The sequence below is a fragment of the Streptomyces sp. NPDC033177 genome (assembly GCF_055577715.1).
This window is the reverse complement of sequence record NZ_JBVIPS010000007.1, coordinates 459,297-481,741: the sequence shown is the minus strand read 5'-3', so window position 1 is coordinate 481,741 and position 22,445 is coordinate 459,297. Positions and strand designations below refer to the sequence as shown.

General features: G+C 71.5%; 20 protein-coding genes and 1 pseudogene. 11 read left to right on the top strand and 10 right to left on the bottom strand.

All coding sequences use genetic code 11. The annotated features are described in order from the left end of the window. Nucleotides 1–118 precede the first annotated feature (118 nt). Both ACZ5U5_RS25980 and ACZ5U5_RS25975 read right to left on the bottom strand, forming a co-directional pair. A complete protein-coding gene (locus ACZ5U5_RS25980) occupies nucleotides 119–1,264 on the bottom strand; it encodes an AAA family ATPase (protein ID WP_469025942.1) in 1,146 nt (381 codons plus the stop codon). A 49-nt stretch (nucleotides 1,265–1,313) separates the two neighbouring features. Then, the gene (locus ACZ5U5_RS25975) at nucleotides 1,314–2,369 is read right to left on the bottom strand and encodes a DUF3533 domain-containing protein (protein ID WP_469025939.1); all 1,056 of its coding nucleotides are present in this window, start codon (nucleotides 2,367–2,369) and stop codon (nucleotides 1,314–1,316) included. 174 nt (nucleotides 2,370–2,543) lie between these two features. Between ACZ5U5_RS25975 and ACZ5U5_RS25970 the strand changes: the two genes are divergently transcribed. Next, on the top strand, nucleotides 2,544–5,969 hold the full coding sequence (locus ACZ5U5_RS25970) for a DNA polymerase III subunit alpha (protein WP_469025937.1): 3,426 nt from the start codon (nucleotides 2,544–2,546) through the stop codon (nucleotides 5,967–5,969). Next, complete coding sequence (locus tag ACZ5U5_RS25965) at nucleotides 5,966–6,940, top strand: DNA polymerase Y family protein (protein ID WP_469025935.1); 975 nt, start codon at nucleotides 5,966–5,968, stop codon at nucleotides 6,938–6,940. The genes ACZ5U5_RS25970 and ACZ5U5_RS25965 overlap by 4 nt, the downstream gene beginning before the upstream one ends. Nucleotides 6,941–6,952: 12 nt before the next feature. Here ACZ5U5_RS25965 and ACZ5U5_RS25960 read toward each other — a convergent pair whose 3' ends face one another. Both ACZ5U5_RS25960 and ACZ5U5_RS25955 read right to left on the bottom strand, forming a co-directional pair. After that, a complete protein-coding gene (locus ACZ5U5_RS25960) occupies nucleotides 6,953–7,813 on the bottom strand; it encodes an ABC transporter permease (protein ID WP_469025932.1) in 861 nt (286 codons plus the stop codon). Continuing rightward, nucleotides 7,810–8,718 carry an ABC transporter ATP-binding protein gene (locus tag ACZ5U5_RS25955; RefSeq protein ID WP_469025930.1) on the bottom strand — a complete coding sequence of 303 codons (909 nt, stop codon included), beginning with the start codon at nucleotides 8,716–8,718 and terminating at the stop codon, nucleotides 7,810–7,812. Before ACZ5U5_RS25955 ends, ACZ5U5_RS25960 begins: the two co-directional genes overlap by 4 nt. Before the next feature lie 132 nt (nucleotides 8,719–8,850). On the opposite strand from ACZ5U5_RS25955, the gene ACZ5U5_RS25950 reads away from it, so the two are divergent. Continuing rightward, nucleotides 8,851–10,146, top strand: coding sequence for a sensor histidine kinase (locus tag ACZ5U5_RS25950; protein WP_469025928.1), 1,296 nt, complete (start codon nucleotides 8,851–8,853; stop codon nucleotides 10,144–10,146). Continuing rightward, nucleotides 10,143–10,817: a response regulator gene (locus ACZ5U5_RS25945; RefSeq protein ID WP_469025925.1), complete on the top strand. Its 675-nt coding sequence runs from the start codon at nucleotides 10,143–10,145 to the stop codon at nucleotides 10,815–10,817. Before ACZ5U5_RS25950 ends, ACZ5U5_RS25945 begins: the two co-directional genes overlap by 4 nt. 150 nt (nucleotides 10,818–10,967) lie before the next feature. Here the strand turns inward: ACZ5U5_RS25945 and ACZ5U5_RS25940 are convergent, their stop codons facing one another. Both ACZ5U5_RS25940 and ACZ5U5_RS25935 read right to left on the bottom strand, forming a co-directional pair. Next, nucleotides 10,968–11,981: a lytic polysaccharide monooxygenase auxiliary activity family 9 protein gene (locus ACZ5U5_RS25940; protein WP_469025922.1), complete on the bottom strand. Its 1,014-nt coding sequence runs from the start codon at nucleotides 11,979–11,981 to the stop codon at nucleotides 10,968–10,970. Between the two features lie 255 nt (nucleotides 11,982–12,236). Continuing rightward, on the bottom strand, nucleotides 12,237–12,923 hold the full coding sequence (locus tag ACZ5U5_RS25935; protein WP_469025919.1) for a response regulator: 687 nt from the start codon (nucleotides 12,921–12,923) through the stop codon (nucleotides 12,237–12,239). A 228-nt stretch (nucleotides 12,924–13,151) separates the two neighbouring features. Here ACZ5U5_RS25935 and ACZ5U5_RS25930 point away from each other — a divergent pair, with 228 nt between their 5' ends. From ACZ5U5_RS25930 to ACZ5U5_RS25915, 4 genes are read left to right on the top strand one after another with little or no spacing between them, the layout of a single operon-like run. Then, nucleotides 13,152–14,135 carry a Bug family tripartite tricarboxylate transporter substrate binding protein gene (locus ACZ5U5_RS25930; protein ID WP_469026135.1) on the top strand — a complete coding sequence of 328 codons (984 nt, stop codon included), beginning with the start codon at nucleotides 13,152–13,154 and terminating at the stop codon, nucleotides 14,133–14,135. After that, nucleotides 14,132–14,674 carry a tripartite tricarboxylate transporter TctB family protein gene (locus ACZ5U5_RS25925; RefSeq protein WP_469025916.1) on the top strand — a complete coding sequence of 181 codons (543 nt, stop codon included), beginning with the start codon at nucleotides 14,132–14,134 and terminating at the stop codon, nucleotides 14,672–14,674. The genes ACZ5U5_RS25930 and ACZ5U5_RS25925 overlap by 4 nt, the downstream gene beginning before the upstream one ends. 1 nt (nucleotide 14,675) lies before the next feature. Beyond that, nucleotides 14,676–16,184 carry a tripartite tricarboxylate transporter permease gene (locus ACZ5U5_RS25920; RefSeq protein ID WP_469025914.1) on the top strand — a complete coding sequence of 503 codons (1,509 nt, stop codon included), beginning with the start codon at nucleotides 14,676–14,678 and terminating at the stop codon, nucleotides 16,182–16,184. Beyond that, nucleotides 16,181–16,636, top strand: a complete 456-nt coding sequence (locus ACZ5U5_RS25915) for a GNAT family N-acetyltransferase (RefSeq protein ID WP_469025912.1) — start codon at nucleotides 16,181–16,183, stop codon at nucleotides 16,634–16,636. The genes ACZ5U5_RS25920 and ACZ5U5_RS25915 overlap by 4 nt, the downstream gene beginning before the upstream one ends. Nucleotides 16,637–16,657: 21 nt before the next feature. Here ACZ5U5_RS25915 and ACZ5U5_RS25910 read toward each other — a convergent pair whose 3' ends face one another. Further along, entirely contained in the window at nucleotides 16,658–16,798 is a 141-nt protein-coding gene (locus ACZ5U5_RS25910; RefSeq protein WP_469025910.1) for a hypothetical protein, read from the bottom strand. A 132-nt stretch (nucleotides 16,799–16,930) separates the two neighbouring features. On the opposite strand from ACZ5U5_RS25910, the pseudogene ACZ5U5_RS25905 reads away from it, so the two are divergent. After that, nucleotides 16,931–17,830 (top strand): annotated as a pseudogene (locus ACZ5U5_RS25905) (NUDIX domain-containing protein); the annotation flags it as partial. Nucleotides 17,831–17,839: 9 nt separating this feature from the next. On the opposite strand, the gene ACZ5U5_RS25900 reads toward ACZ5U5_RS25905, so the two are convergent. Both ACZ5U5_RS25900 and ACZ5U5_RS25895 read right to left on the bottom strand, forming a co-directional pair. Beyond that, on the bottom strand, nucleotides 17,840–18,334 hold the full coding sequence (locus ACZ5U5_RS25900; RefSeq protein WP_469025907.1) for a ribonuclease FAU-1 family protein: 495 nt from the start codon (nucleotides 18,332–18,334) through the stop codon (nucleotides 17,840–17,842). Further along, nucleotides 18,315–19,244 (bottom strand): GNAT family N-acetyltransferase, encoded by a 930-nt coding sequence (locus ACZ5U5_RS25895; protein ID WP_469025905.1) that lies wholly within the window; start codon nucleotides 19,242–19,244, stop codon nucleotides 18,315–18,317. Before ACZ5U5_RS25895 ends, ACZ5U5_RS25900 begins: the two co-directional genes overlap by 20 nt. 75 nt (nucleotides 19,245–19,319) lie before the next feature. On the opposite strand from ACZ5U5_RS25895, the gene ACZ5U5_RS25890 reads away from it, so the two are divergent. Further along, a complete protein-coding gene (locus ACZ5U5_RS25890; RefSeq protein ID WP_469025902.1) occupies nucleotides 19,320–19,712 on the top strand; it encodes a GntR family transcriptional regulator in 393 nt (130 codons plus the stop codon). Nucleotides 19,713–19,753: 41 nt separating this feature from the next. Here the strand turns inward: ACZ5U5_RS25890 and ACZ5U5_RS25885 are convergent, their stop codons facing one another. Beyond that, the gene (locus tag ACZ5U5_RS25885) at nucleotides 19,754–20,848 is read right to left on the bottom strand and encodes a DUF5925 domain-containing protein (RefSeq protein WP_469025900.1); all 1,095 of its coding nucleotides are present in this window, start codon (nucleotides 20,846–20,848) and stop codon (nucleotides 19,754–19,756) included. Between the two features lie 153 nt (nucleotides 20,849–21,001). Here ACZ5U5_RS25885 and ACZ5U5_RS25880 point away from each other — a divergent pair, with 153 nt between their 5' ends. After that, nucleotides 21,002–22,426 (top strand): GH39 family glycosyl hydrolase, encoded by a 1,425-nt coding sequence (locus ACZ5U5_RS25880; RefSeq protein ID WP_469025896.1) that lies wholly within the window; start codon nucleotides 21,002–21,004, stop codon nucleotides 22,424–22,426. Nucleotides 22,427–22,445: the final 19 nt, after the last annotated feature.

Genomic DNA, 22,445 nt, shown 5'->3' with positions numbered 1-22,445 from the left:
GGGGTGGGATTTTTTCTGTGAGGACGGGGCCTTCGGCCACATCGTCAAGAAGGCCTCTCTCGCCGCACTGGACCGCCACGGCGAACTTCGCCGAGGAAGGCGTCGACGTGCCTGACCCTCAGCGCGTGGGCCAGTACCACAGCGGCTCGTCCAAGAGGCTGTCCCGGCCCGCCACCGTCGTTTGCCCCGACTCCTTGAGCAGTTCTATGGAGTTGACGTCGACGCGGTGGCGGGCCGCCCCCTTGGCGACTGCTTCGGCGAGAGGCTGGGCGTGGGTCACCAGGACGATCTGCGTGTCCGTGGTCGCGGTGAGGATCAGGTCCGCGAGCGGGCGCAGGAGGTCCGGGTGCAGGCTCGTCTCCGGCTCGTTCAGGACGAGGAGGGACGGAGGCCGGGGCGTGAGCAGTGCCGCGGCCCACAGGAGATAGCGCAGGGTGCCGTCGGACAGTTCGGCCGCTCCCAGGGGGCGGTTCAACCCACGCTGGTGCAGCTGGAGTTCGAAGCGTCCGCCCTGCTCGACGATGCCCACCCGGCTGCCGGGGAAGGCGTCGTCCACCGCCGCGTCGAGCGCCGCCGGGTCGCCGATCTCGCGGATGGTCTGGAGCGCGGCGGCCAGGTCGGCGCCGTCATGGCCGAGGACAGGCGTACGGGTGCCGATGCGGGCGGCGCGGGCGGGCGCTTCGGCGTCGGTGCGCACATGGTCGTAGAACCGCCAGGAGCGGATCAGTTCGCGCAGCCTGAGCAGGTCGGGGGCGAGCTGCGGGTCGGCCAGCTCGCCGAGCATGCTGTCGTACGGCCTGATGCCCTGGGTGCGGTGCCAGCCGCCGTCGGCGGTGCGGGTGCGCACGGCGGGGCCCGCGCGGTCGCAGAGCAGCGCGGCGGGGCGAAGGACGGGTCCGGCCCAGGTGCACTCGCGCTTGATCTCCGGGTCCAGGTCGAACATGGAGGGGACCGCGCCGGAGCCCGAGGTGGGGATGGGGTACCCGAAGTCGACCGCGTACCCGAACTCGTCGCCCGCGAAGCCGAGTCGGAGGCCGGTGGCCTCCGCCTTCGAGGGGCCCGCCCACAGCGCCGAGGGGAGTCCGCCCTCGCGGGCCAGGGCCGAGACCGCGCCGCCCCGCGCGGAGTCGGCGAGCAGCCGCAGAGCGCGGTACAGGCTCGACTTGCCGGTGCCGTTCGCGCCCGTGACCACGTTCAACCGGTCCAGGGGGACGATCAGTTTGCGCAGGGAGCGGTAGTTCTCGACAGCCAGGGTGGTGATCATTGCTCCAGCCTCGCACCCGGGTCTGACAACGGCCGGGGGAAGCGGGTCTTCACCGGCGGTGGGCGCCGGTGTCCGTCTCCGGTTCCTCCATCGCCGGCCGCTGACCCGGCTGGCGGTCCCCGCGCAGCGCGGACATGGCCAGGGTGATGACGGTGCCGAGGACCGCCCAGGCGGCGAGCACCAGCATCGGTCCGGTGATCGCGTTGCCCTTGAAGTACGCGATGGAGCGGGCCACCCAGGTACCGGCACCCGGCGGCAGCCAGGGCCCGATCTCCTTCCAGAACGGCGGCAGCATCGGCAGCGGGAAGGCGCCGCCCGCGCTCGGGTTGCCCGCGATCACCACGAGCAGGACGGCGAGGCCGATGCCCACGATGCCGGTCAGCGACTGCAGGGCGAGCGTGATCATGCCGACCGAGAAGACGACGAGCGAGCCGAGGCCCCACAGGCCCATGATGCTGCCGGGCAGGGCGCCCAGGATCGGCCCGATGATGAGCGAGCCGCCCAGACCGCCCGCGATCGAGTAGAGCGCCATGACGCCGGTCCTGATCAGGGCGCGCTGCCGGTTGGTGGCCCGGGCGCCCGCGCTGATCGCCAGGATCGAGGCGCACAGGTAGCCGCCGACGCACCAGCCCACGACCAGGTAGAAGGACGAGAGCCCGTCGAAGTCCTTGCTGGACGCGGGGGCCACGTCCACGGTCTTGACCGTCCGCTTCTCGGCCCCTTCGACCTCGGTGGCGATCTTCTCCAGTGCGGTGGCGAGAACGGTGCCGCCACCGGAGCCGACCAGGAGGGTGTCGTCGGTGCCCCGGGGGTCGAGGAGCAGGGCACCGTCGATGTCGCGGTTCATGATCTGGTGCTTGGCCGCGGCCTCGTCCTTGAGCACACGTGGGTCGAGCGGGTCCCCGGGGAGCTTCCCGAGCTTGTCCGCCGTCTCCTTCGCCGCCGGGCCGGGAGCGACGACTCCGAAGGGCACGTCCTTCGGCTTCGGGTCGTGCAGGGCCCCTACGTAGGAGGCGATGAACAGCAGCTGCAGGGCCAGTACACCGATGACCAGCAAGGCTGCTCGCGGGGTGACGGCGCTCTTCAACTCATCGGTGAAACTCATGCCCCCACGCTCCGTGCCCCCTGCCGTTCCCGCAGGTGGGCGGGGCCGAATGGGCGAAACGGAGTGCCCTTCGACTCCGGTCCGGCTCGGGTGTCGTACGTACGTTCGAAACTTGGTCTATGGTGGAGGCGGGGCATGTGAGGTCGGATCGGTTCAGGGTTTCAGGAGGTGCGTGTGACCGGGTTCACGCATCTGCACACCGTCTCCGGGTTCTCCCCGCGGTACGGGGCCTCGCACCCGGAGCGGCTCGCCGAGCGCGCCGCCGAGCGGGGCATGGACGCCCTCGCGCTCACCGACCGGGACACCCTCGCGGGGGCCGTCCGGTTCGCCAAGGCCTGTGCGAAGGCGGGGGTGCGGCCGCTGTTCGGGGCCGAGCTCGCGGTGGGGGAGCCGGCGCCGTCACACGATGCGCGGCGGCGGACCCCGGTGCGCGGAGGTGCCTTCATCGACGAGTCGACCCCCCGCGTGACCTTCCTCGCCCGTGACGGCGCCACGGGCTGGGCCGCGCTGTGCCGCCTGATCACCGCCGCGCACCGGAGCGGCGAGGGGCAGCCCGTGCTTCCGTGGGAGGAGAACCAGGGCGACGGCATGACCGTGCTGCTGGGCCCCGCCTCCGACGTGGGGCGCGCGCTCGCCGCCGGGCGCCCCGACCGGGCCGCCCGCCTCCTCGCACCCTGGCGCGAGCGCTACGGGGATGCGCTGCGCCTCGAGTCCGTCTGGCACGGCCGCGAAGGCACCGGACCCGGTTCGCTCCGCCTCGCCGCCCGCACCGTCGGCTTCGCCGCCGAGCAGGGTGTGCGCCCCGTCCTGAGCAACGCCGTCCGCTACGCCGACGCCGGCATGGGCCCGGTCGCCGACGTGCTCGACGCCGCGCGCCGCCTCGTCCCCGTCGACCCGACCAAGGAACTCGACACCGGGGAACGGTGGTTGAAGGGCGCCGACGCCATGCTGGGCAACGCCGAGCGGATCGTGGAGGCAGCCGGGTTCCGCCGTGACACCGCCCGCCGCCTGGTCGAGCAGACCCAGGCGGTCGCCGCCGAGTGCCTCGTCGACCCCGAGGACGACATCGGCATCGGCTCCGTCCGCTTCCCCGAACCGCACCTCGTCGGCGCGGGCCGCCGCAGCGCCCAGCGCGTGCTCGCCTCGCGGGCGGCGGCGGGGATGGTGCTGCGGGGCCATGACACGCGCCGTGAGTACTGGGAGCGGATGCACCACGAGCTGGACATCATCGCCCACCACGGCTTCGCCTCCTACTTCCTCACCGTGGCCCAAGTGGTCGACGACGTACGCGACCTGGGCATCCGGGTGGCGGCGCGCGGCTCCGGCGCCGGGTCCCTGGTCAACCACCTCATCGGCATCGCGCACGCCGACCCCGTCGAGCACGGCCTGCTCATGGAGCGGTTCCTCTCCACGCGGCGGGCCGTCCTGCCGGACATCGACATCGACGTGGAGTCGGCCCGCCGCATCGAGGTCTACCGCGCGATCATCGACCGCTTCGGCACCGAACGGGTCGCGACCGTCGCCATGCCCGAGACCTACCGGGTCCGCCACGCCATCCGCGACGTGGGCGCCGCCCTCTCCATGGACCCGGCCGAGATCGACAAGATCGCCAAGTCCTTCCCGCACATCCGCGCGCGGGACGCCCGCTCGGCGATGGAGGAGCTGCCCGAACTGCGGGCGGTGGCGGGGGAGTCGGAGAAGCACGGCCGCCTGTGGGATCTTGTCGAGGCCCTGGACGCGCTGCCGCGCGGGGTCGCCATGCACCCGTGCGGGGTGCTGCTCTCCGACGCCTCGCTGCTCGCGCGTACGCCCGTCATGCCCACCAGCGGCGAGGGCCTGCCCATGTCCCAGTTCGACAAGGACGACGTGGAGGACCTCGGGCTTCTCAAGCTCGATGTGCTCGGCGTGCGGATGCAGTCGGCGATCGCGCACGCGGTGGGGGAGGTCGAACGGGCCACGGGTGAGCGGGTGGACGTGGACGCGGCGCCGCCGGACGACCCGGCGACGTATCAACTCATCAAGTCCACCGAGACCTTGGGCTGCTTCCAGATCGAGTCGCCGGGCCAGCGGGACCTGGTCGGGCGGCTGCAGCCCGCGACCTTCCACGACCTGGTCGTCGACATTTCGCTCTTCCGACCCGGACCGGTCGCCGCCGACATGGTGCGGCCCTTCATCGAAGCCCGGCACGGCCGCGCGCCCGTCCGCTATCCGCACCCGGATCTGGCGGGCCCGCTCAAGGAGACGTACGGCGTCGTCGTCTTCCACGAGCAGATCATCCAGATCGTGGACATCATGACCGGCTGCGGACGCGACGAGGCGGACCGGGTGCGGCGCGGGCTCTCCGATCCCGAGTCGCAGGGGCGGATCCGGTTCTGGTTCGCGCAGCAGGCGGCGGCGCGGGGGTACGACGCCGAGACGATCGCCCGCACGTGGGAGATCATCGAGGCCTTCGGCTCGTACGGCTTCTGCAAGGCGCACGCGGTGGCCTTCGCGGTGCCGACGTATCAGTCGGCGTGGCTGAAGGCCCATCACCCGGCCGCGTTCTACGCCGGGTTGCTCACGCACGACCCCGGGATGTACCCGAAGCGGTTGCTGCTCGCGGACGCGCGGCGGCGAGGGGTGCCGATCCTTCCGCTGGACGTGAACCGGTCGGCGGTCGCTCACCGTATCGAACTGGTGTCCGAGCCCAGGGAGGCGTGGGGCCTGCGCCTCGCGCTGGCCGACGTCCACGGCATCAGCGAGGCCGAGGCCGAGCGGATCGCCGCCGGGCAGCCCTACGCCTCGCTCCTGGACTTCTGGGAGCGGGCCAGGCCCGGCAAACCGCTCGCGCAGCGCCTCGCGCAGGTCGGCGCCCTAGATGCGTTCGGCGCCAACCGCCGCGATCTGCAACTGCACCTGACGGAGCTCCGGCGAGGCTCACGGGGCGCCTCCGGGGCCCAACTCCCCTTGTCCGGCGGGCGGAAGACGGCACCCGCGGGTCTTCCCGACCTGGACGACGCGGAACGGCTCAGCGCCGAGCTCGGCGTCCTCGGCATGGACTCCTCGCGCCATCTCATGGGCGACCACGCCGAGTTCCTCCGGGAGCTCGGCGTGCAGAGCGCCCGCCGCCTGCGGGAGGCCGAACACGGGGCGACCGTCCTGGTCGCGGGCGCCAAGGCGGCCACCCAGACCCCGCCGATCCGCTCCGGGAAACGGGTCATCTTCACCACCCTGGACGACGGCACGGGCCTGGTCGACCTGGCCTTCTTCGACGACGCCCACGAACGGTGCGCGCACACCGTCTTCCACTCCTGGCTGCTCCTGGTCCGCGGCGTGGTGCAGCGGCGCGGGCCGCGCAGCCTCAGCGTGGTCGGCGCCGCCGCGTGGAACCTGGCGGAACTGGTGGAGCTGCGGCAGGAGGGCGGACTCGAAGCGGTGGGAGCACGCCTTGCCGAGCCAGGGCCGGATGAGGCGCGCGACGGGGCCCCGGCGGACGACGGCCGCCGCATCCGGATGTCCACGGGGTACGAGATGCACCCCTGGGCCGACCTCCAGCCGCCCGGCGAACGGGCGGCCACCGGACGGAAGCTGTGGCACCAGAGCCCGGGGAGCGCGGGATGAGCACTCTTTGCGTACGTTTTCTGCTGACACCCATGTACGAGGCCGCCGTGCCCCGGCTGCTCACGCTGCTCGGCGAGTTCAGCCCTGTCGTCGAGGCCCTGCCGCCCGACGCCGCGCTCGTCGACGTACGGGGAGCGATGCGTTACTTCGGCCGGGACGCCGTCGAGCTCGCCTCGGTGATCCGGGTGCGGGCGCTCGCCCTGTATGGGGTGGACTGCGTCATCGGCGCCGGGCCGGGGCCGATGCTGGCGCGGATGGCCGCACGGGAGGCCGCGCCCGGGGTGACCCGGTTCGTGGGCCCGGGGCCGGACGCCGTCGCGGAGTTCCTCGGGCCGAAGCCGGTCGCCGAACTGCCCGGGGTCGGCCGCGCCACCGCCCGTACCCTCTGCTCGTACGGGCTCGACTCCGTCGGCAAGGTGGCCGCCGCGCCACTGTCCACGCTGCAGCGCCTCGTCGGCGCCCGAGCGGGCCGTGAGCTGCGCGAGAGGGCGAACGGCATCGACCGCGCACACGTCGTGCCGAACGCCGCCGCCCGTTCCCTCGCCTCCGAACACCCCTTCGCCCGCGACGAGTTGGACCCGGCACGCCATCGCAGGGCGCTGCTCTCCCTCACCGAGGAACTCGGCGCGCGGATGCGCGACGAGGGCCAGGTGTGCCGCTCCCTGACCCTCACCGTGCGTTACGCGGACCGCTCCACGACGAGCCGCACGCGTGCGCTGCCCGAGCCGACCGCGCACTCCTGCGCACTGACCGGGTCCGCGTACCGCATGTACGAGGCGCTCGGCCTCCAGCGGGCCCGGGTGCGCGGCATCTCGCTGCGTGCCGAAGGGCTCGCCCCCGCCGAACACGCCGCCCACCAGCTGATGTTCGACCCGGTGGACGACAGGGCCCGCAAGATCGAGGCGGTGTCCGACCGGGCGCGGGCGAAGTTCGGTCCTGGCGCGATCGTGCCGGGGACGCTGGCGGCGTAACCCCGGGACTCCTCACAGATCCCTGCGTCGTACGGCAAGGACCATGACGATCACCGCGGCCACCGGCCACGCCGCGAACACGATCCATGCCTCCGTGATCGTCTCCGCGTACTTGCCCGGCGGGTGGTCCATCGCGGGGTTCTCGATGAGGGCGTTCCACGCCGTGATCGGCATCGTGTTGCCGAGCTCCTTCACCCACCGGTACGTGTCGCCCTGAAGGAAGGCGGGCACCAGGATCAGCGTCACGAGGGTCGTGACGATGCTGCCCGTGGCGTGCCGGACGAGGGCCCCGACGGCCATCCCCACGAGCGCGCTCAGCGGTACGAGCAGCGCGGACGCCGCGACGGCACGCAGCGCGCCCGGGTCCCCGATCGACAGACCCCCGTGGTCCCGCAGGATCGCCTGCGTCACGCCGAACGAGGTCACCGAGACGAACACGCCGATCGCGGCCATCACCGCCGTCATGACGACCGCCTTGGCCAGCATCACCGCACGCCGGTCGGGGACGGCCGTGAACGTCGTACGGATCAGACCGCTGGTGTACTCGCCGAAGACCGCGAGCGCGCCCACGCTGCCCGCGACGACCATGAGGATCTGCCAGGCGGGGTCGACGAACGCGCTCGACAGCGCGTCGAACCGCATCCGCGGGTCCATCGGCGCGGGTGCGTCCTGTTGTGAGAGCCAGTCCAGGTTGACCACTGCGGAGTTCACGTTGATCCCGGTGACCGCCAGCGCGCCGACCGCGAGGACCCAGTACGTGGACCGCAGTGACCACAGTTTGATCCACTCGGCGGCGACGAGATGGCGGAAACGGGCCCGGGGCCCGGTGACCTCGGTGACTTCAGTGGCGGAGGCAGGGGCGGTGGTCGTCATCGGGCATCTCCCGCGAGGTATTCGACGCTGTCGGCGGTGAGTTCCATGAACGCCTCTTCCAGGGAGGACGTCCGCGTGGTCAGTTCGTGCAGCAACACGCGGTGATGGTGGGCGAGTTCACCGATGCGGGCCGCGGGCAGACCGGTGACGGTGAGCGTGTCGCCGTCCGCCTCCACCGACGCGCCCTCGGCACTCAGCGCGTCCGTCAGCATCAGGGCGTCCGGAGTGCGCACCGTCACGCTCAGCCTCGTGCCGCGCGCGGCGAACTCCAGGACGCTCTCGGCGGCGATGAGTTCGCCCCGGCCGATGACGACCAGCTGGTCGGCGGTGTTCTCCATCTCCGACATGAGGTGGCTGGACACGAAGACCGTGCGCCCCTCGGCGGCAAGGCGGCGGAAGAGCCCGCGCACCCACAACACACCCTCCGGATCGAGGCCGTTGAGGGGTTCGTCGAAGAGCAGCACCGGCGGGTCGCCGAGCAGCGCGGTGGCGATCCCGAGGCGCTGCCGCATGCCGAGAGAGAAGCCGCCCACCCGCCGCCTGGCCACCTCGGTGAGGCCGACCTCCCGCAGCACCTCGGGCACCCGGCTCCGGGGAATGTCGTTGGCGTGGGCCAGCGCACGCAGATGGGCGCGGGCCGTGCGGCCGCCGTGCACGTCGCCCGCGTCGAGCAGCGCACCGACATGGCGCAGGCCGCGCGGCCGGGACGCGAAGGCGCGGCCGTCGATGGTGGCGGTGCCGTCGCTGGGGGTCACCAGGCCGAGCAGCATCCGCAACGTCGTGGTCTTGCCCGCTCCGTTCGGGCCGAGGAACCCCGTGACCTGGCCGGGGCGCACGGTGAAGCTCAGGCTGTTGACGGCGGTGGTGCCGCCGTACCGCTTGGTCAGCTCATTGACTTCGATCATGTGCTCCACGGTGTCGCGGGCCGGGGCGCCCGGCATCGGACCGTCGGCCACACTCACGACGGCTCGCACCGCCCACGGGCGTACGACCGCAGGCCAATACCCCCACGCGGGGCTGCCGCATACGATCGGCGCATGGACGTCACACCAGGTCAGCCGCTGCCCGCGCCGGGCAGAAGCAAGGGGCGCGGCACGCTCACGCGCGGGCGTGCGTGGCAGGCCCTGCGCACGGGCCTTGCCTGGAGCGGAGCCGCCCTCTTCCCGGCCGTCACCTACGTCACGTTCTCCAACGGGCAACAGGGCTTCGACCTCCTGATGGTGCTCGCGTCGATCCTGCTCGCCGCCGTGGCCGCCTCGCTGCTGCGGCGCAGACCCCTGCCCGCCCTGACCCTGCTGCTCCTGGGCGGGGTCGCGGCCACGATGGAGATGCACACGACGGAGGTCAGCTATCTCCAGGTCCTGGTGGGGGTCTGCGCCGTCGGCTATCTCGCGGCCACCCGCCCGCGCCGCACGTCGGTCATCGGCGCCCTCCTGGCGTTCACGGCACAGATGGGCAGCCTCTTCGGCTTCCCGGCCGACAGCGGCTGCCTCCCCCGCCCGTACGAGATGAGTCACTGCGTGGCCTCCGAGTGGGCCGAAGACAGGGCGCAGACCGCCGTGTTCGTCGCAGTCCTCCTCATCGCCGCCTGGATGGCGGGCAGTTCGGCCCGCGAACGCCGCACCCATGCCGAAGCCCTGCGCGCCCAGGCCACGGACCGCGCCATCACCGCCGAGCGGCTGCGCATAGCAAGGGAATTGCACGACATGATCGCGCACAGCATCGGCGTCATAGCCATCCAGGCGGGTGTGGGCAGCCGGGTCATCGACACCCAGCCCGCGGAGGCCCGCAACGCGCTCAGCACCATCGAGGCCACCAGCAGGGAGACCCTCGCGGGGCTGCGCAGGACGCTGGTCGCGTTGCGCAGGCCGGAGTCGGATCCGGGAGCCGCCGACGGGGCCGCTGCCGGTGACTCGTCCGCGCCGCCCCGCGAACCCGCCCCCGGGCTCGCCGACGTCGACCGCCTCGCCGCCGCGGCGCGGGACGCCGGGGTCCACGCGGAGATCCGCCTGGTGGGGGAGGGGCCGCCGCTGCCCGCCGACATCGACCTGGCCGCGTTCCGCATCCTCCAGGAGGCCCTCACCAATGTCGTACGGCATGCGGGGACGGACGCCTGCCGGGTGACCGTCGAGCGGCGGGAGGCCGAACTCTCCCTGGAGGTCGAGGACGACGGCCGCGGTGGCCTGCCCGCAGGCACTGGGTTCGGCCTCGTCGGCATGCGTGAGCGAGTGGCCCTGCTGCACGGCCGGTTCACTGCGGGGCCGCGCCCCGAGGGCGGCTTCCGGGTGGCGGCCCTGCTGCCGCTGCCCCTGCCTTCGGTGGAGGCCCGGTGACCGCCCCCGCCGTCAGAGTCGTCCTCGCCGACGACCAGCCCCTCGTCCGCGCGGGCCTGCGCGTCCTGATGGCCGACACCCCCGGCATCGAGGTCGTGGGGGAGGCGGGGAACGGCGCCGAAGCGCTGCAACTGGCGCGCGAGATACGCCCCGACGTGGTCGTGATGGACATCCGCATGCCCGGCATGGACGGCATCGAGGCGACTCGCCTCATCACGGCCGAACTGGAGTCGACGCGCGTCCTCGTCCTCACCACCTTCGATGACGACGACTACGTGTACGGAGCGCTGCGCGCGGGCGCGAGCGGATTCCTGGTCAAGGACATGGCCCTCGAGGACATCCTCGCGGCGATCCACGTGGTGGCCGCGGGGGACGGCCTGATCGCGCCGAGCGTCACCCGGCGTCTGATCGCGGAGTTCGCCGCGCGGCCCGAGCCGGCGCCGCGGGCGGCCCGGCGGACGGTCGACGGCATCACCGACCGCGAGTGCGAGGTGCTCACGCTGGTCGGCCGCGGTCTGTCCAACACGGAGATCGCCGCCGAACTGTTCATCACCGTGGCCACGGTGAAGGCGCATGTGGCGCGGCTCTTCACCAAGCTGGACTCCCGTGACCGGGTCCAGCTGGTGATCATCGCGTACGAGGCGGGGTTGGTCTCGCCGCCCGGACGGTGACCCGGCGGGCCGGTGACCGCGCCAGTGTCTGCCGGAAGTTCTGCCGACGCGCAACTTCACACTTTTACTACTCGCCCACCTGTTTCTCCTGAGCCGGCGAAAGCCGCCGCTGACCGGGTCAGCGGCGGCTCTCCGTACGTCCTGCCGGGATCAGCGGCCGTGGCGCGCCGTGCGACGGCGGGCCGTGCCGAACATGGCCGCGGCACCGATGGCGAGGGCGGCGGCGCCACCGATCGCGATGTACGGGGTGGTGCTGTCGCCGCCGGTCTCGGCGAGGTTCTCGTCGGCCGCGACGGGCTTCGCGTCGCCGCCGTTCACCTCGGGCTGGTTGGCGGGAGCGTCGCCGCCCGCGGCGGTGTCGTCACCCGGGGCCGGGGCCGCCTCGGAGGCCTCGGCGCCCGTCTTGGCGTCGCTGTCACCGTGGCCGTGGTGCTCGACGGTGGACTTCTCGGCGCCCGCGGCGATGTCCTGCTCGGAGGGCGCGGAGGCGGTCGGGGCGGGAGCCGCGGCCTCGCTGCCGCCGCTGTCCTTGCCGAAGACGACGTCGGAGCAGGTGTAGAAGGCCTCGGGGGAGTCCGAGCGCTGCCAGACCGAGTAGATCAGGTGGCGGCCCGACTTGGCCGGGACCTTGCCGTCGAAGACGTAGTCACCGTTCTCCATCTTCGGGTCGGCGACATCGACGAACGGCTTCTCCTCCAGGTCCGACCACTTCAGGGGCTTGGTCGGGTCGTACGAGTCCTTCGTGATGTACAGCTCGAAGGAGCCCTTGTGCGGGGCGGTGCCCTTGTAGCGGAAGGTGTGGTTGCCGCCGGACATCTTGCTGGACGGCCAGTCGGCGCGCGGCAGGTCGAGGCCCTTGTACTTGTCGTTGCCCGCGCTGCACAGCTTGCCGTCGGGGATGATCTCCTTCGACTTGCCGGCGGCGTTGGCGATGTTCACGCCGTTCCAGTCGTAGAAGGCCTGCGCGCCGCTCGAGGCGACAGCGGCCTTGCAGGCGGCCGACTTCGGAGCCTCGGGCCCCTCCTGGAAGCACGCGGAGACACGGCTCACTGGGTCCGTCATCGAACCGTGCGCGGCGGCAGGGGACACGGAGAGGGCGGTCAGGGCGAGCGGGGCGATCCCGACGGCGGCGATCGCGGCGACCTTGCTTCGGCGTGCGGTCATGAGTGGTTCTCCTCAGCGGCGGTTCTGGGGGGGTGGGGGGACACGAGACGGTTGCGAACGGCCGGTGCCGCCCCCCGATCACGTGCGGCGCCGACGGTTCGTAACCGGCCCGGCGACGAGAAAACTAGCCGCTGAAATCCCCGGATTCGCCTGCTGGGAGGGGGTGATGGCGATCTTTATGGTGCGGTTAAGGGAGCCCTCAGGCTCCGCTCAGGTCGTGCCCGAATTGCCCCGGGGAGACCACCGGGCCCACCGTCACCGAACCCACCGGTACCGCCGCTCCGGCCGCCCCGTCCCCCCGTACCGAAGCGTCACCTCCACGCGGCCCGTGTCCGCGAAGAACTCCAGGTAGCGGCGGGCACTGACCCGGGAGAGCGTGCCCTCCTGGGCGCACTCCGAGGCCGAGAGGCCCCCGGGGTGGCCCCGCAGCGTCTGTTCCACCAGGTCCGCGGTGTGCGCCGCCAGGCCCTTGGGGAGTTCGCGGGAGCCGGGCGGGCGGGGGCCGAAGATCTGGTCGACGTCCTCCTGACGCGCCTCGTCCAGGCCGTCGAGGCGGGCCCGGAGCGCCGCCACGTGCAGCAACTGCTCGCGCAGCGCCGCCTGGTTGAACGGCTTGATCAGGTAGTGCAGCGCCCCGGCCCGCAGCGCCGCCCGTACGATCTCCGCGTCCCGCGCCGCCGTGATGAACAGCGCGTCCAGCGGCTGCCGGTCCCGGTCGCGTTCCTCGACGGCCCGCAACTCCCGTAGCACCGCGATGCCGTCCATGTCGGGCAGATAGATGTCGAGCAGGACCAGATCGGGGCGCAGGCGCTCCACCGCCGCCAGTGCCTCCGCGCCGCTGTGCGCCACTCCCACCACCGAGAATCCGTCCACCGCGGACACATAACGGCTGTGCAGTTTGGCGACCATGAAGTCGTCGTCCACGACCAGCACCCTTGTCATCGCCGCAGGCTATGGGCGCGACCACAACGACCACAACGTCCGTTGATTCCGGAAGAGAGACAGCTTCTTAACGCGCAGGCAACATGTGGGCCACCTCACAGGAATCCCCGTCCCCGCGGACGGCGGCCGGGTTCCCTCCCCCCACGGGGAGCCCGGCCGCAGCAACTCCTCCGTACCGAACGACGTACGGACCACGTACCGACTACGTACCGACAGGTGGTGGCACACGTGCGTCTGCGCACACCCCTTGCCCTGCTCGGGGCCGCGCTGCTCGTGCTCGCAGGGCCGCCGCTGCTCTCCACGGGCAGCGGCACCGAGACCGGCACCCAGATCCCCGGCCTGCGCCTCATGGTCCCCAACACGCCGGGCGGCGGCTACGACATCACCGCCCGCACCGCGGCGAAGAACGCCGAGGACGCCGGACTCACCCACAACATCGAGGTGTTCAACCTGCCCGGCGCCGGCGGCACCGTCGGCCTCAGCCGCCTCGTCGGCGAGCACGGCAACGGCAAGCTCGCCATGTCCATGGGCCTGGGCGTCGTGGGCGCGGCCCGCTCCAACGACTCGCCCAAGACCCTGGCCGACACCACCCCGATCGCCCGCCTCACCGAGGAACCGGACGTCGTCGTGGTCGCCAAGGACTCCCCGTACAAGGACATCAAGCAGCTCGTCGCCGCCTGGAAGAAGAACCCGGGCAAGCTCCCCGTGGGCGGCGGCTCGTCTCCCGGCGGCCCCGACCACCTCGCCCCGATGCTGATGGCGCGTGCCGCCGGGATCGACCCCAAGAAGGTCAACTACGTCCCCTTCGACGGCGGCGGCGAACTCCTCGCCTCGATCCTCGGCAACAAGGTCGCCTTCGGCGTCTCCGGAGTCGGCGAATACCTGGACCAGATCAAGTCGGGCGAGCTGCGCCTCCTTGCGACCACCGGACCCAAGAGGGCCAAGGGACTCGACGGGCCGACCCTCAAGGAGTCCGGCTACGACGTGAACTTCACCAACTGGCGCGGCATCGTCGCCCCGCCCGGCCTCTCCGACGCCGAACGCAAGAAACTCACCGGCCTGGTCAAGAAGCTCCACGACTCCCCTCAGTGGCGCAAGTCCCTCAAGACCAACGGCTGGGACGACGCCTTCCTCACCGGCGACAAGTTCGGCGACTTCCTGGCCGCCCAGGACAAGAGCGTGGTGTCCGTGCTGAAGGAGCTGGGACTGTGACGACCCCGACCACCGAAACCCCGCCCGACGAGCACGGCGGCAGCCGCCGGACCTGGCTGCGCGAGCACTCCGAACTCGGCGTGTGCGTCATGCTGCTCGCCCTCGGCGCCCTCGTCCTCACCGACGCCCTCACCATGGACGTCGCGATCGCGCAACGCGGCCCCATCGGCCCCAAGACCGTCCCGATCGCCGTCGGCATCGGCCTCCTCGTCGTCGCCGTCATCCTCGCGATCGACGTCCTGCGCGGGGGCCGCGGCGAGGCCGAGGGCGGCGAGGACATCGACCTGTCCGAACCCGCCGACTGGCGCACCGTGCTGCTCCTGGCCGGCGTCTTCCTCGGCGCAGCCGTCCTCATCGAACCGCTCGGCTTCCCCATCGCGGGAGCCCTGCTCTTCTGGGGCGCGGCGTACGCGCTGGGCAGCCGCCACCTGGACCGCGATCCGCTCATCGCGGCGGGGCTCTCCCTCCTCACGTACGTCGTCTTCAACAACCTGCTCGGGGTGCCGCTGCCCGGCGGGCCGCTGATGGGAGTGCTGTGACATGAACGCCTTCAACTCCCTGATGGACGGCTTCGGCACGGCCCTCACCCCCATGAACCTGCTCTGGGCGGCCATCGGCGTGCTCCTGGGCACCGCGATCGGCGTCCTGCCCGGCATCGGTCCCGCGATGGCGGTGGCACTGCTGCTCCCCGTGACGTACGGCCTTGAGCCGACCGGCGCGTTCATCATGTTCGCCGGCATCTACTACGGAGCGATGTTCGGCGGCTCGACGACCTCGATCCTGCTGAACACACCGGGCGAGAGCGCGGCGGTGGTGGCCGCCATGGAAGGCAACCCGATGGCCAAGTCCGGCCGGGGCGCACAAGCGCTCGCGGCCGCCGCCATCGGGCACTTCGCGGGCGGCATCATCGGCACGATCCTCCTGGTGGCCCTCGCGCCGAAGGTCGCGGAGCTCGCGGTCGACATCGGGGCGCCCGACTACTTCGCCATCATGGTCCTCGCGTTCATCGCCGTGACGTCCGTCCTCGGGTCCTCCCGCGTACGAGGACTGGCCTCCCTCCTCATCGGCCTCACCCTCGGACTGGTCGGCCTCGACCAGATGACCGGGCAGCAGCGTCTGACCTTCGGTTCGCTCCAACTCGCCGACGGAATCGACGTGGTGATCGTCGCGGTCGGTCTCTTCGCGATCGGCGAGGCGCTGTGGGTGGCGGCTCATCTGCGGCGCACGAGCGGAGAGGCGATCCCGGTCGGCCGCCCCTGGCTCGGCAAGTCCGACGTGAAGCGCACCTGGAAGTCCTGGCTGCGCGGCCCGCTCATCGGCTTCCCGTTCGGAGCGATCCCGGCGGGCGGCGCGGAGATCCCCACCTTCCTCTCGTACGTCACCGAGAAGCGCCTGTCCAAGCACAAGGACGAGTGGGGCAAGGGCGCGATCGAGGGAGTGGCGGGCCCCGAGTCCGCGTCATCCGCCTCGGCCGCGGGGACCCTGGTCTCCATGCTGACGCTCGGGCTGCCCACGACGGCCGTGGCCGCCGTGATGCTCGCGGCCTTCCAGCAGTACGGGATCCAGCCGGGCCCGCTCCTCTTCGAACGCGAGCCGGATCTGGTCTGGGGCCTGATCGCGTCGTTGTTCGTGGGCATGGTCCTGCTCCTTGCCCTGAACCTCCCCCTTGCCCCGGTCTGGGCGAAGCTGCTCCGCATCCCGAGGCCCTACCTCTACGCGGGCATCCTCTTCTTCGCCGCGGTGGGCGCGTACGCGGTCGGTGGCGAGGCCCTCGACCTGGTGATCCTGCTGATCATCGGCCTGATCGGCTTCGGCATGCGGCGCTACGGGCTGCCCGTGCTGCCCGCGGTCATCGGCGTCATCCTCGGCCCGAACGCCGAGCAGCAGCTGCGCCGCGCCCTGCAGATCAGCGACGGCAGCGTGAGCGGCCTGGTCGACACGCCCTTCTCGATCACGGTGTACGTGATCATCGCGCTGATCGTGCTCTGGCCGCTCCTGAAGAAACTGCTGGTGCGGGGCAGGAGCGGTGACGTAGACGTAAAGGCATGACCCAGGAGAGCCCCACCGCCGTCCGCCTCGCCACCGCCGCCGACGTCCCCGCCGTGAAGGCGGTGACGGACGCGGCGTACCACCCCTACATCGAGCGCATCGGTGTCGTGCCCGTCCCCATGGAGGCGGATCATGCGGCGGATGTGGCGGCGGGGCGGGTTTTCGTCACCGGTGATCCGGTGGTGGGCGTCCTGGTCCTCGTCCCGCACGAGGACCACCTGTTCCTGGACAGCATCGCGGTCCACCCCGAGGCGGCAGGCCAAGGGGTGGGCCGCCGCCTGCTCGCCTTCGTGGACGAGCGGGCGCGGTCGCTGGGACTGCCGGAGGTCCGGCTCTACACGAACGCGCTGATGTGGGAGAACCAGAAGATCTACCCTCGCTACGGCTACGAGATGGTGGAACGCAGGGTGGACGGGCCGTACGACCGCTTCCACTACCGGAAGAGGATCTAGCTCGTCCCGCGCCCCTGGTGCTCACCCGTCCGGCCACCAGGTCCGCTGGATGTCCTTGCGGACCTCGGGGCGCTCGCGAGGACGTTCCCGCTCCTCGGACTTCTCCCGGATCTGCCGATTGGTGGGCTTCCCGACGGTCTTGTGCACGGTCACACGGCGCATGGCTGCCTCCCTGTACTACCGATGTCCAAGGTGGGACGTCTGTAGACCTCTGCCGGGAGGGTTTCTCATCGAAACCGGATTGTCAGTGGTGAGTGTCACCATCGCCGGATGACGACCGACCGGGACGAGAGCCCGCCCGCAGCCCGCCGCCACAAGGAAGTGGTGGACGTCCACCTGATCCTCCGCCGCGGCGACGAGGTGCTCCTGGCCCGCCGCGCCAACACCGGTTACGGGGACGGTTTGTTCAACCTCCCGTCCGGCCACGTAGAACCCGGCGAGGACGTCCGCACGGCGCTGATCCGCGAGGCCCACGAGGAAATCGGCCTGATGCTCACCCCCGAGGACATCACCGCCGAACTGGTCCTCCAACACCGAGGCCCGGGCGAGGACCCCCGCATCGGCTGGTTCTTCGAGGCGGCGTACGGCGCGGGGGGCGAGCCCTTCAACGCGGAGCCAGACAAGTGCACAGAACTGAGCTGGCACCCGGCGACCGCGCTGCCGGACGACATGGTGGCGTACTGCAGGGCGGCACTGGAGGCATGGCGGACGGGGGAGCGGTTCGCCTTGCACTGGCAGGAGGAGGGGGACGCGGTGCGGTGGGAGGGCGGCGGGGCCGAGCGGTCTTCCGTCCTCGGGGCCGCGCGGGGCGTGCACCATGTGGAGCTCTGGGTGCCGGACTTCGCTGCCGCGGAGAGTTCGTGGGGCTGGCTCCTCGGAGAGTTGGGGCACGTCCGTGAGCAGCGCTGGGAGCGCGGTGGGAGTTGGCGGCGGGGCGCGGCGTATGTGGTGCTCGAACAGTCGCCCGACATGCGGGGCGGGGGGCTCGACCGGCAGCGGCCCGGCTTGAATCACGTGGCGTTCCACGTGGTGAGCAGGCCGGAGCTCGACCGGCTGGTGGGGCAAGCTCCGGGGCACGGATGGTCGCTGCTCTTCCCGGAACGGCACCCCTTTGCGGGCGGTGAGGAGCACTGCGCCGCATATCTGGAGGACGGGGCGGGGTTCGAGGTGGAGTTGGTGGTGGTCGGGGGCTGAGGCGAGGGTTCAGAACCCGGGAGGGGAGAGGGAGGCTCCGGTTCGGGCCAGGGTTTCCAAGGTGTCCAGGGCGGACAGGGCCGCCGAGGCTGCCTCGGGGTCGCTCTCGGTGAGGCCGCTTTCCGTGAACTCGTCCTCGTCCAGGCGGAGGATTGTCTTGCCGTCCGCCGAGCACCACAGGTCCAGGTCCAGGTCTTCCACCGTGAGGGTGGCGCCGTTTCGTACCGCGGGGCGTGTCACGTCGCAGTACCAGCCCTTCAGGACGCCCGTGGAGGTGCGGACCTCCTTCACGGCGTACCAGCGGTCACGCCAGTAGTGCTCCGTGAAGACGTCGCCCGGCTCGAAGCGTACGAAGCCGAAGTCCCGTACCCCGGCAGCCGCCCACGGCGCGCGGACCGTCACCACGGTGCCGTCGTCCGTGATCAGCTCCGCCGGGTAGCGGATCTTCGTGCGGCCCGCCTTCATCAGGATGATCTCCAGCGAATCAGCCGAGCTTCCTGACATGGCGTACCTCCGTCGCGCAGATCTCGTAGCCGAACCACTTGTTGATCGCCAGCATCGGCTCGTTGCCGGCGTCGTTCCCCGTGAACGCCTCCGTGTAGCCCGCGGCCCGCGCCCGGTGCAGGGAGTCGTTCTTGGCGAGCTTGGCGAGACCGCGCCCGCGGAACGCGCGTCCCGTGCCGGTCATGCCGCTCGCGTAGCGCGACGCGTCGTCCGTGCGGGCCAGGGTGAAGGCGGCGGGACGGCCGTCCACCATGGCCACCGTGGTCAGTTCGCGGTTCACCAGGGGGTGGTTCCAGGTCTCGGCGAGCCAGTGCCCGTAATCCGTGAACTCCGCTGCCACATCGCCCGGTTCGTCCGCCACGGTCTCCGCGTCCAGATCGAAGAGGGCGCGCGGATCGTCCCCGAACGACGCCCCCGTACGCAACTCCACCCCGTCCGGCAGCTCTTGGCGCGGCGGCAACGGGCCACCGGCCAGGTCGAGGCGCAGGAAGTGGGCCGAGCGGCTCGCGCGATAGCCGCGCGCGGCGGCGAAGGCGAGGTTCGCGGGCTCGTCGAGAACCCAGGAGAAGACCGTGGTGGCCCCCTCGTCCGCCAGGTACTCCTCCGCCGTCCGCAGGATCAGCGAACCCGCGCCGAGCCCGCGCCGCTCGGGCAGTACGTAGACGTTGGCGAAGCCCTGGCCCGGCTCGGGGCTGTCGTGGGCGATGCCCACCTGCGCCGTGCCGATGATCTCCCCGTCGGTCTCGGCGACCAACTGGCGGTAGCGGGAGCGGGGGTGGGCGTGCGCCAGGTCGAACTGGATCGAGTCGGCGGTGGCGAGCATGGCGGGCACGCAGGCGCGGCGTACGACGGCGAACGCCTCGGCGTCCGGCGTGTCACCGGGACGCAGGGCGCGGACTAGGACGGTCATGGGGCCGCACGCTACGCGCGGGGCGCGCCTGGGTGCCTCTTATTTTCCGGGGGTGCGGTGCGGGACAATCGCCGCGTGACGTTGAAGATCGAGATCGACGGAGGCGCCGCCGGTGCGAGTGGCGTGCCCTCCTACGAACAGGTGCGGGCCCAGATCGCCGAGCAGGCGCGGGGCGGGACCCTGCCGGTGGGATACAAGTTGCCGACCGTGCGGGGGCTCGCCCAGGACCTTGGGCTCGCCGCCAATACGGTGGCCAAGGCGTACCGGGCGCTCGAGGCGGACGGGGTGATCGAGACGCGGGGGCGTCATGGGACGTTCGTCGCGGCCGCGGGGGACGCGGCCGCGCGGGAGGCGTCTGCCGCCGCCCAGGCCTTCGCCGAGCGGGCCCGGCGGCTCGGGCTTTCGGAGGCTGCGGCGCTTGCCGCTGCGCGGGACGCGTTGCGTGCGCTCTACGGGGACTCGGGGTGAGCCGCCCCGGGGGAGGGGTCGGGGCGGTACGTGACCGCCTGCTACAGGTACAACCCCGCGTCCGCCCCCTCCCGGGGATCCGGCACCGACGTAGGTGACGTGCCTCGGCGCAACGCGTACAGCTCCGCCAGCGTCGCCCCCTCGCGGGAGATCCCCTCCTCCGTGCCGAGCCAGTCGACCGACTCGGCGCGGGTCAGGCCGCCGACCTCGATCCGGGCGAGGCACCGGCCGGGGCGGACCACCGCCGGGTGGAGCCGCTCCAGGTCCTCGTTGGTCGTGACGCCGACCAGGACGTTGCGGCCCTGCCCGAGCAGCCCGTCCGTCAGGTTCAGGAGCCGCGACAAAGCCTGCCCGGCCGTGTGCTTCGCCTCCCCGCGGATCAGCTCGTCGCAGTCCTCCAGGAGCAGCAGCCGCCACCGCCCCTTGGTCGTACCGTCGTCCTCGCCGATCGCGATGTCCATCAGATAGCCGACGTCATTGAACAGCCGCTCCGGGTCCAGGACGCAGTCCACCTGGCACCAGTCCCGCCAGGACCGCGCAAGCGTCCGCAGCGCCGACGTCTTGCCCGTGCCCGGCGGGCCGTGCAGGAGCAGGAGGCGGCCCGAGATGTCCTCGGGGGTCGTCTTCATCAGGGAGTCCATGGCCTCGGCGACCGGCGCGGTGTAGTTCTCCCGCACCTCCTCCCACGTGCCGGCGGCGATCTGCCGCGCGGTGCGGTGCGGACCGCGCCTGGGCGAGACGTACCAGAACCCCATGGTCACGTTGTCCGGCTGCGGCTCCGGCTCGTCCTGCGCGCCGTCCGTCGCCTGCTTCAGGACCTTCTGCGCGAGGTCGGCGCTCGTCGCCGTCACCGTGATGTCCGCGCCGCGGTTCCAGCGCGAGACCAGGAGCGTCCAGCCGTCACCCTCGGCCAGCGTCGCGCTGCGGTCGTCGTCGCGGGCCGCGCGCAACACCGTCGCACCCGGCGGGAGCAGCGTGCAGCCGGACTTGACGCGGTCGATGTTGGAGCTGTGCGAGAAGGGCTGCTCGCCGGTGGCGAAGCGGCCGAGGAAGAGGGCGTCCACGACATCCGACGGAGAGTCGCTGTCGTCGACGTTGAGCCGGATCGGCAGGGTGTCCTGAGGGTTCGCAGACATGCCGCCATGATCCGGCACACAAGTACCCTCGTGCATCCCGGTTTACGCACTCCGCCGTACTCCGTTCAGGTGCCCATGGGCACGGGAAAGCCACCGGAACCTGTGGTGCGGAACCTGTCCTACCGCCAACCTCCCCGGATACTCTTGTCCTTGATGGGACGTCATGGGTGGAATTCGGGGGCACAGCGGTGGCGGCTCACCGCGCTGCTCGCAGTTGGTCTGGTCGCACTGGCCCTGGTCCTGACCGTCATCACCACGCTTCCCGATGACGACAAGGGCACCGAGGGCACCACACGCGACGGCGACAAGGTGCACGGCACCCCCGCCATCCCGCCCGGTGACGCGGAGCCGGCCGTCGGCTGGGGCTTCACCCACACCCAGTACAGCGCGGACGAGGGCGGCGCCGCGGCCACCGGGCGTGCCGAGGAACTGCTCGCGGGCCAGCCGCGCCCGCTGCCGCAGATCCAGCACATCATGGGCTGGGGCGCGGGCAACCCCGAGCCGGTCAAGGGGCGTTACGACTTCTCGGCGATGGACCAGCGGATGGACTTCATCCGCGCCACCGACGGCACGCCGGTCATCACCCTGTGCTGCGCCCCGGACTGGATGAAGGGCGGCAAGCCCGGCGCGGACAACACCGACTGGAGCCAGCAGGCCCTGGAGACCGCCCCGGAGCCCGCCCACTACAAGGACTTCGCGAACCTCGCGGCGACCGTCGCCAAACGCTATCCGGACGTCCGGCACTTCATCGTCTGGAACGAATTCAAGGGCTTCTGGAACAACGAGGAGGCCCGCTGGGACTACGAGGGCTACACCGAGCTCTACAACCTGGTCTACAAGGAGCTCAAGAAGGTCAACGAGGACATCATGGTCGGCGGTCCCTACCTCGTCATGGACAGCGTCGACCCGCGCCAGACCGAGGGCGCGTCGAAGGAGGTCAAGGGCCCTTGGGGCCGCCTGGACCAGCGGGTGCTCGACGCCTTCGACCACTGGAACAAGAACAAGGCGGGCGCGGACTTCGTCGTCGTGGACGGCTCCAGCTACACCGTGGACGACGAGATGCTCCCCGACGAGTTCAAGGCCACCGACAAGCTCACGGCCGTCGGCGAGTGGGTGCGGAAGCGCACCGGAGACCTGCCCCTGTGGTGGGCCGAGTACTACGTGGAACCGGGCGACAGCGAGGACAACCGCGACGACTGGTCCGAGCCGCACCGCGTCGCCGTCCACGCCGCGGGACTGATGGCGATGGCGCGCGGCGGCGCCAGCAGCGGTTTCTACTGGAACCCGCAGAAGAGGGGCGAGAACTGCGCGGGCTGCCTGTGGCGCTCCACCGAACTCGACGACGGCGGCACGGAGTTGCCCATGCTGACGATGCTCGCCCGGTTCAGCGACGCGTTCCCGCCCGGCACGCGGTACGAGAAGGTCTCCGTCGCCGCCGACGACGTACCGAATGTGCGGGTCCTCGCCGACGAGCAGACCGTGCTCGTCGTGAACACCCTCGACCGCCCGATCGACGCGAAGGTCGACGGCAAGCGGTTCGGGATGAAGGGGTACGAGGTGAAGTGGCTGAAGCGGTGATCCGCTCCAGCCCTCTCCG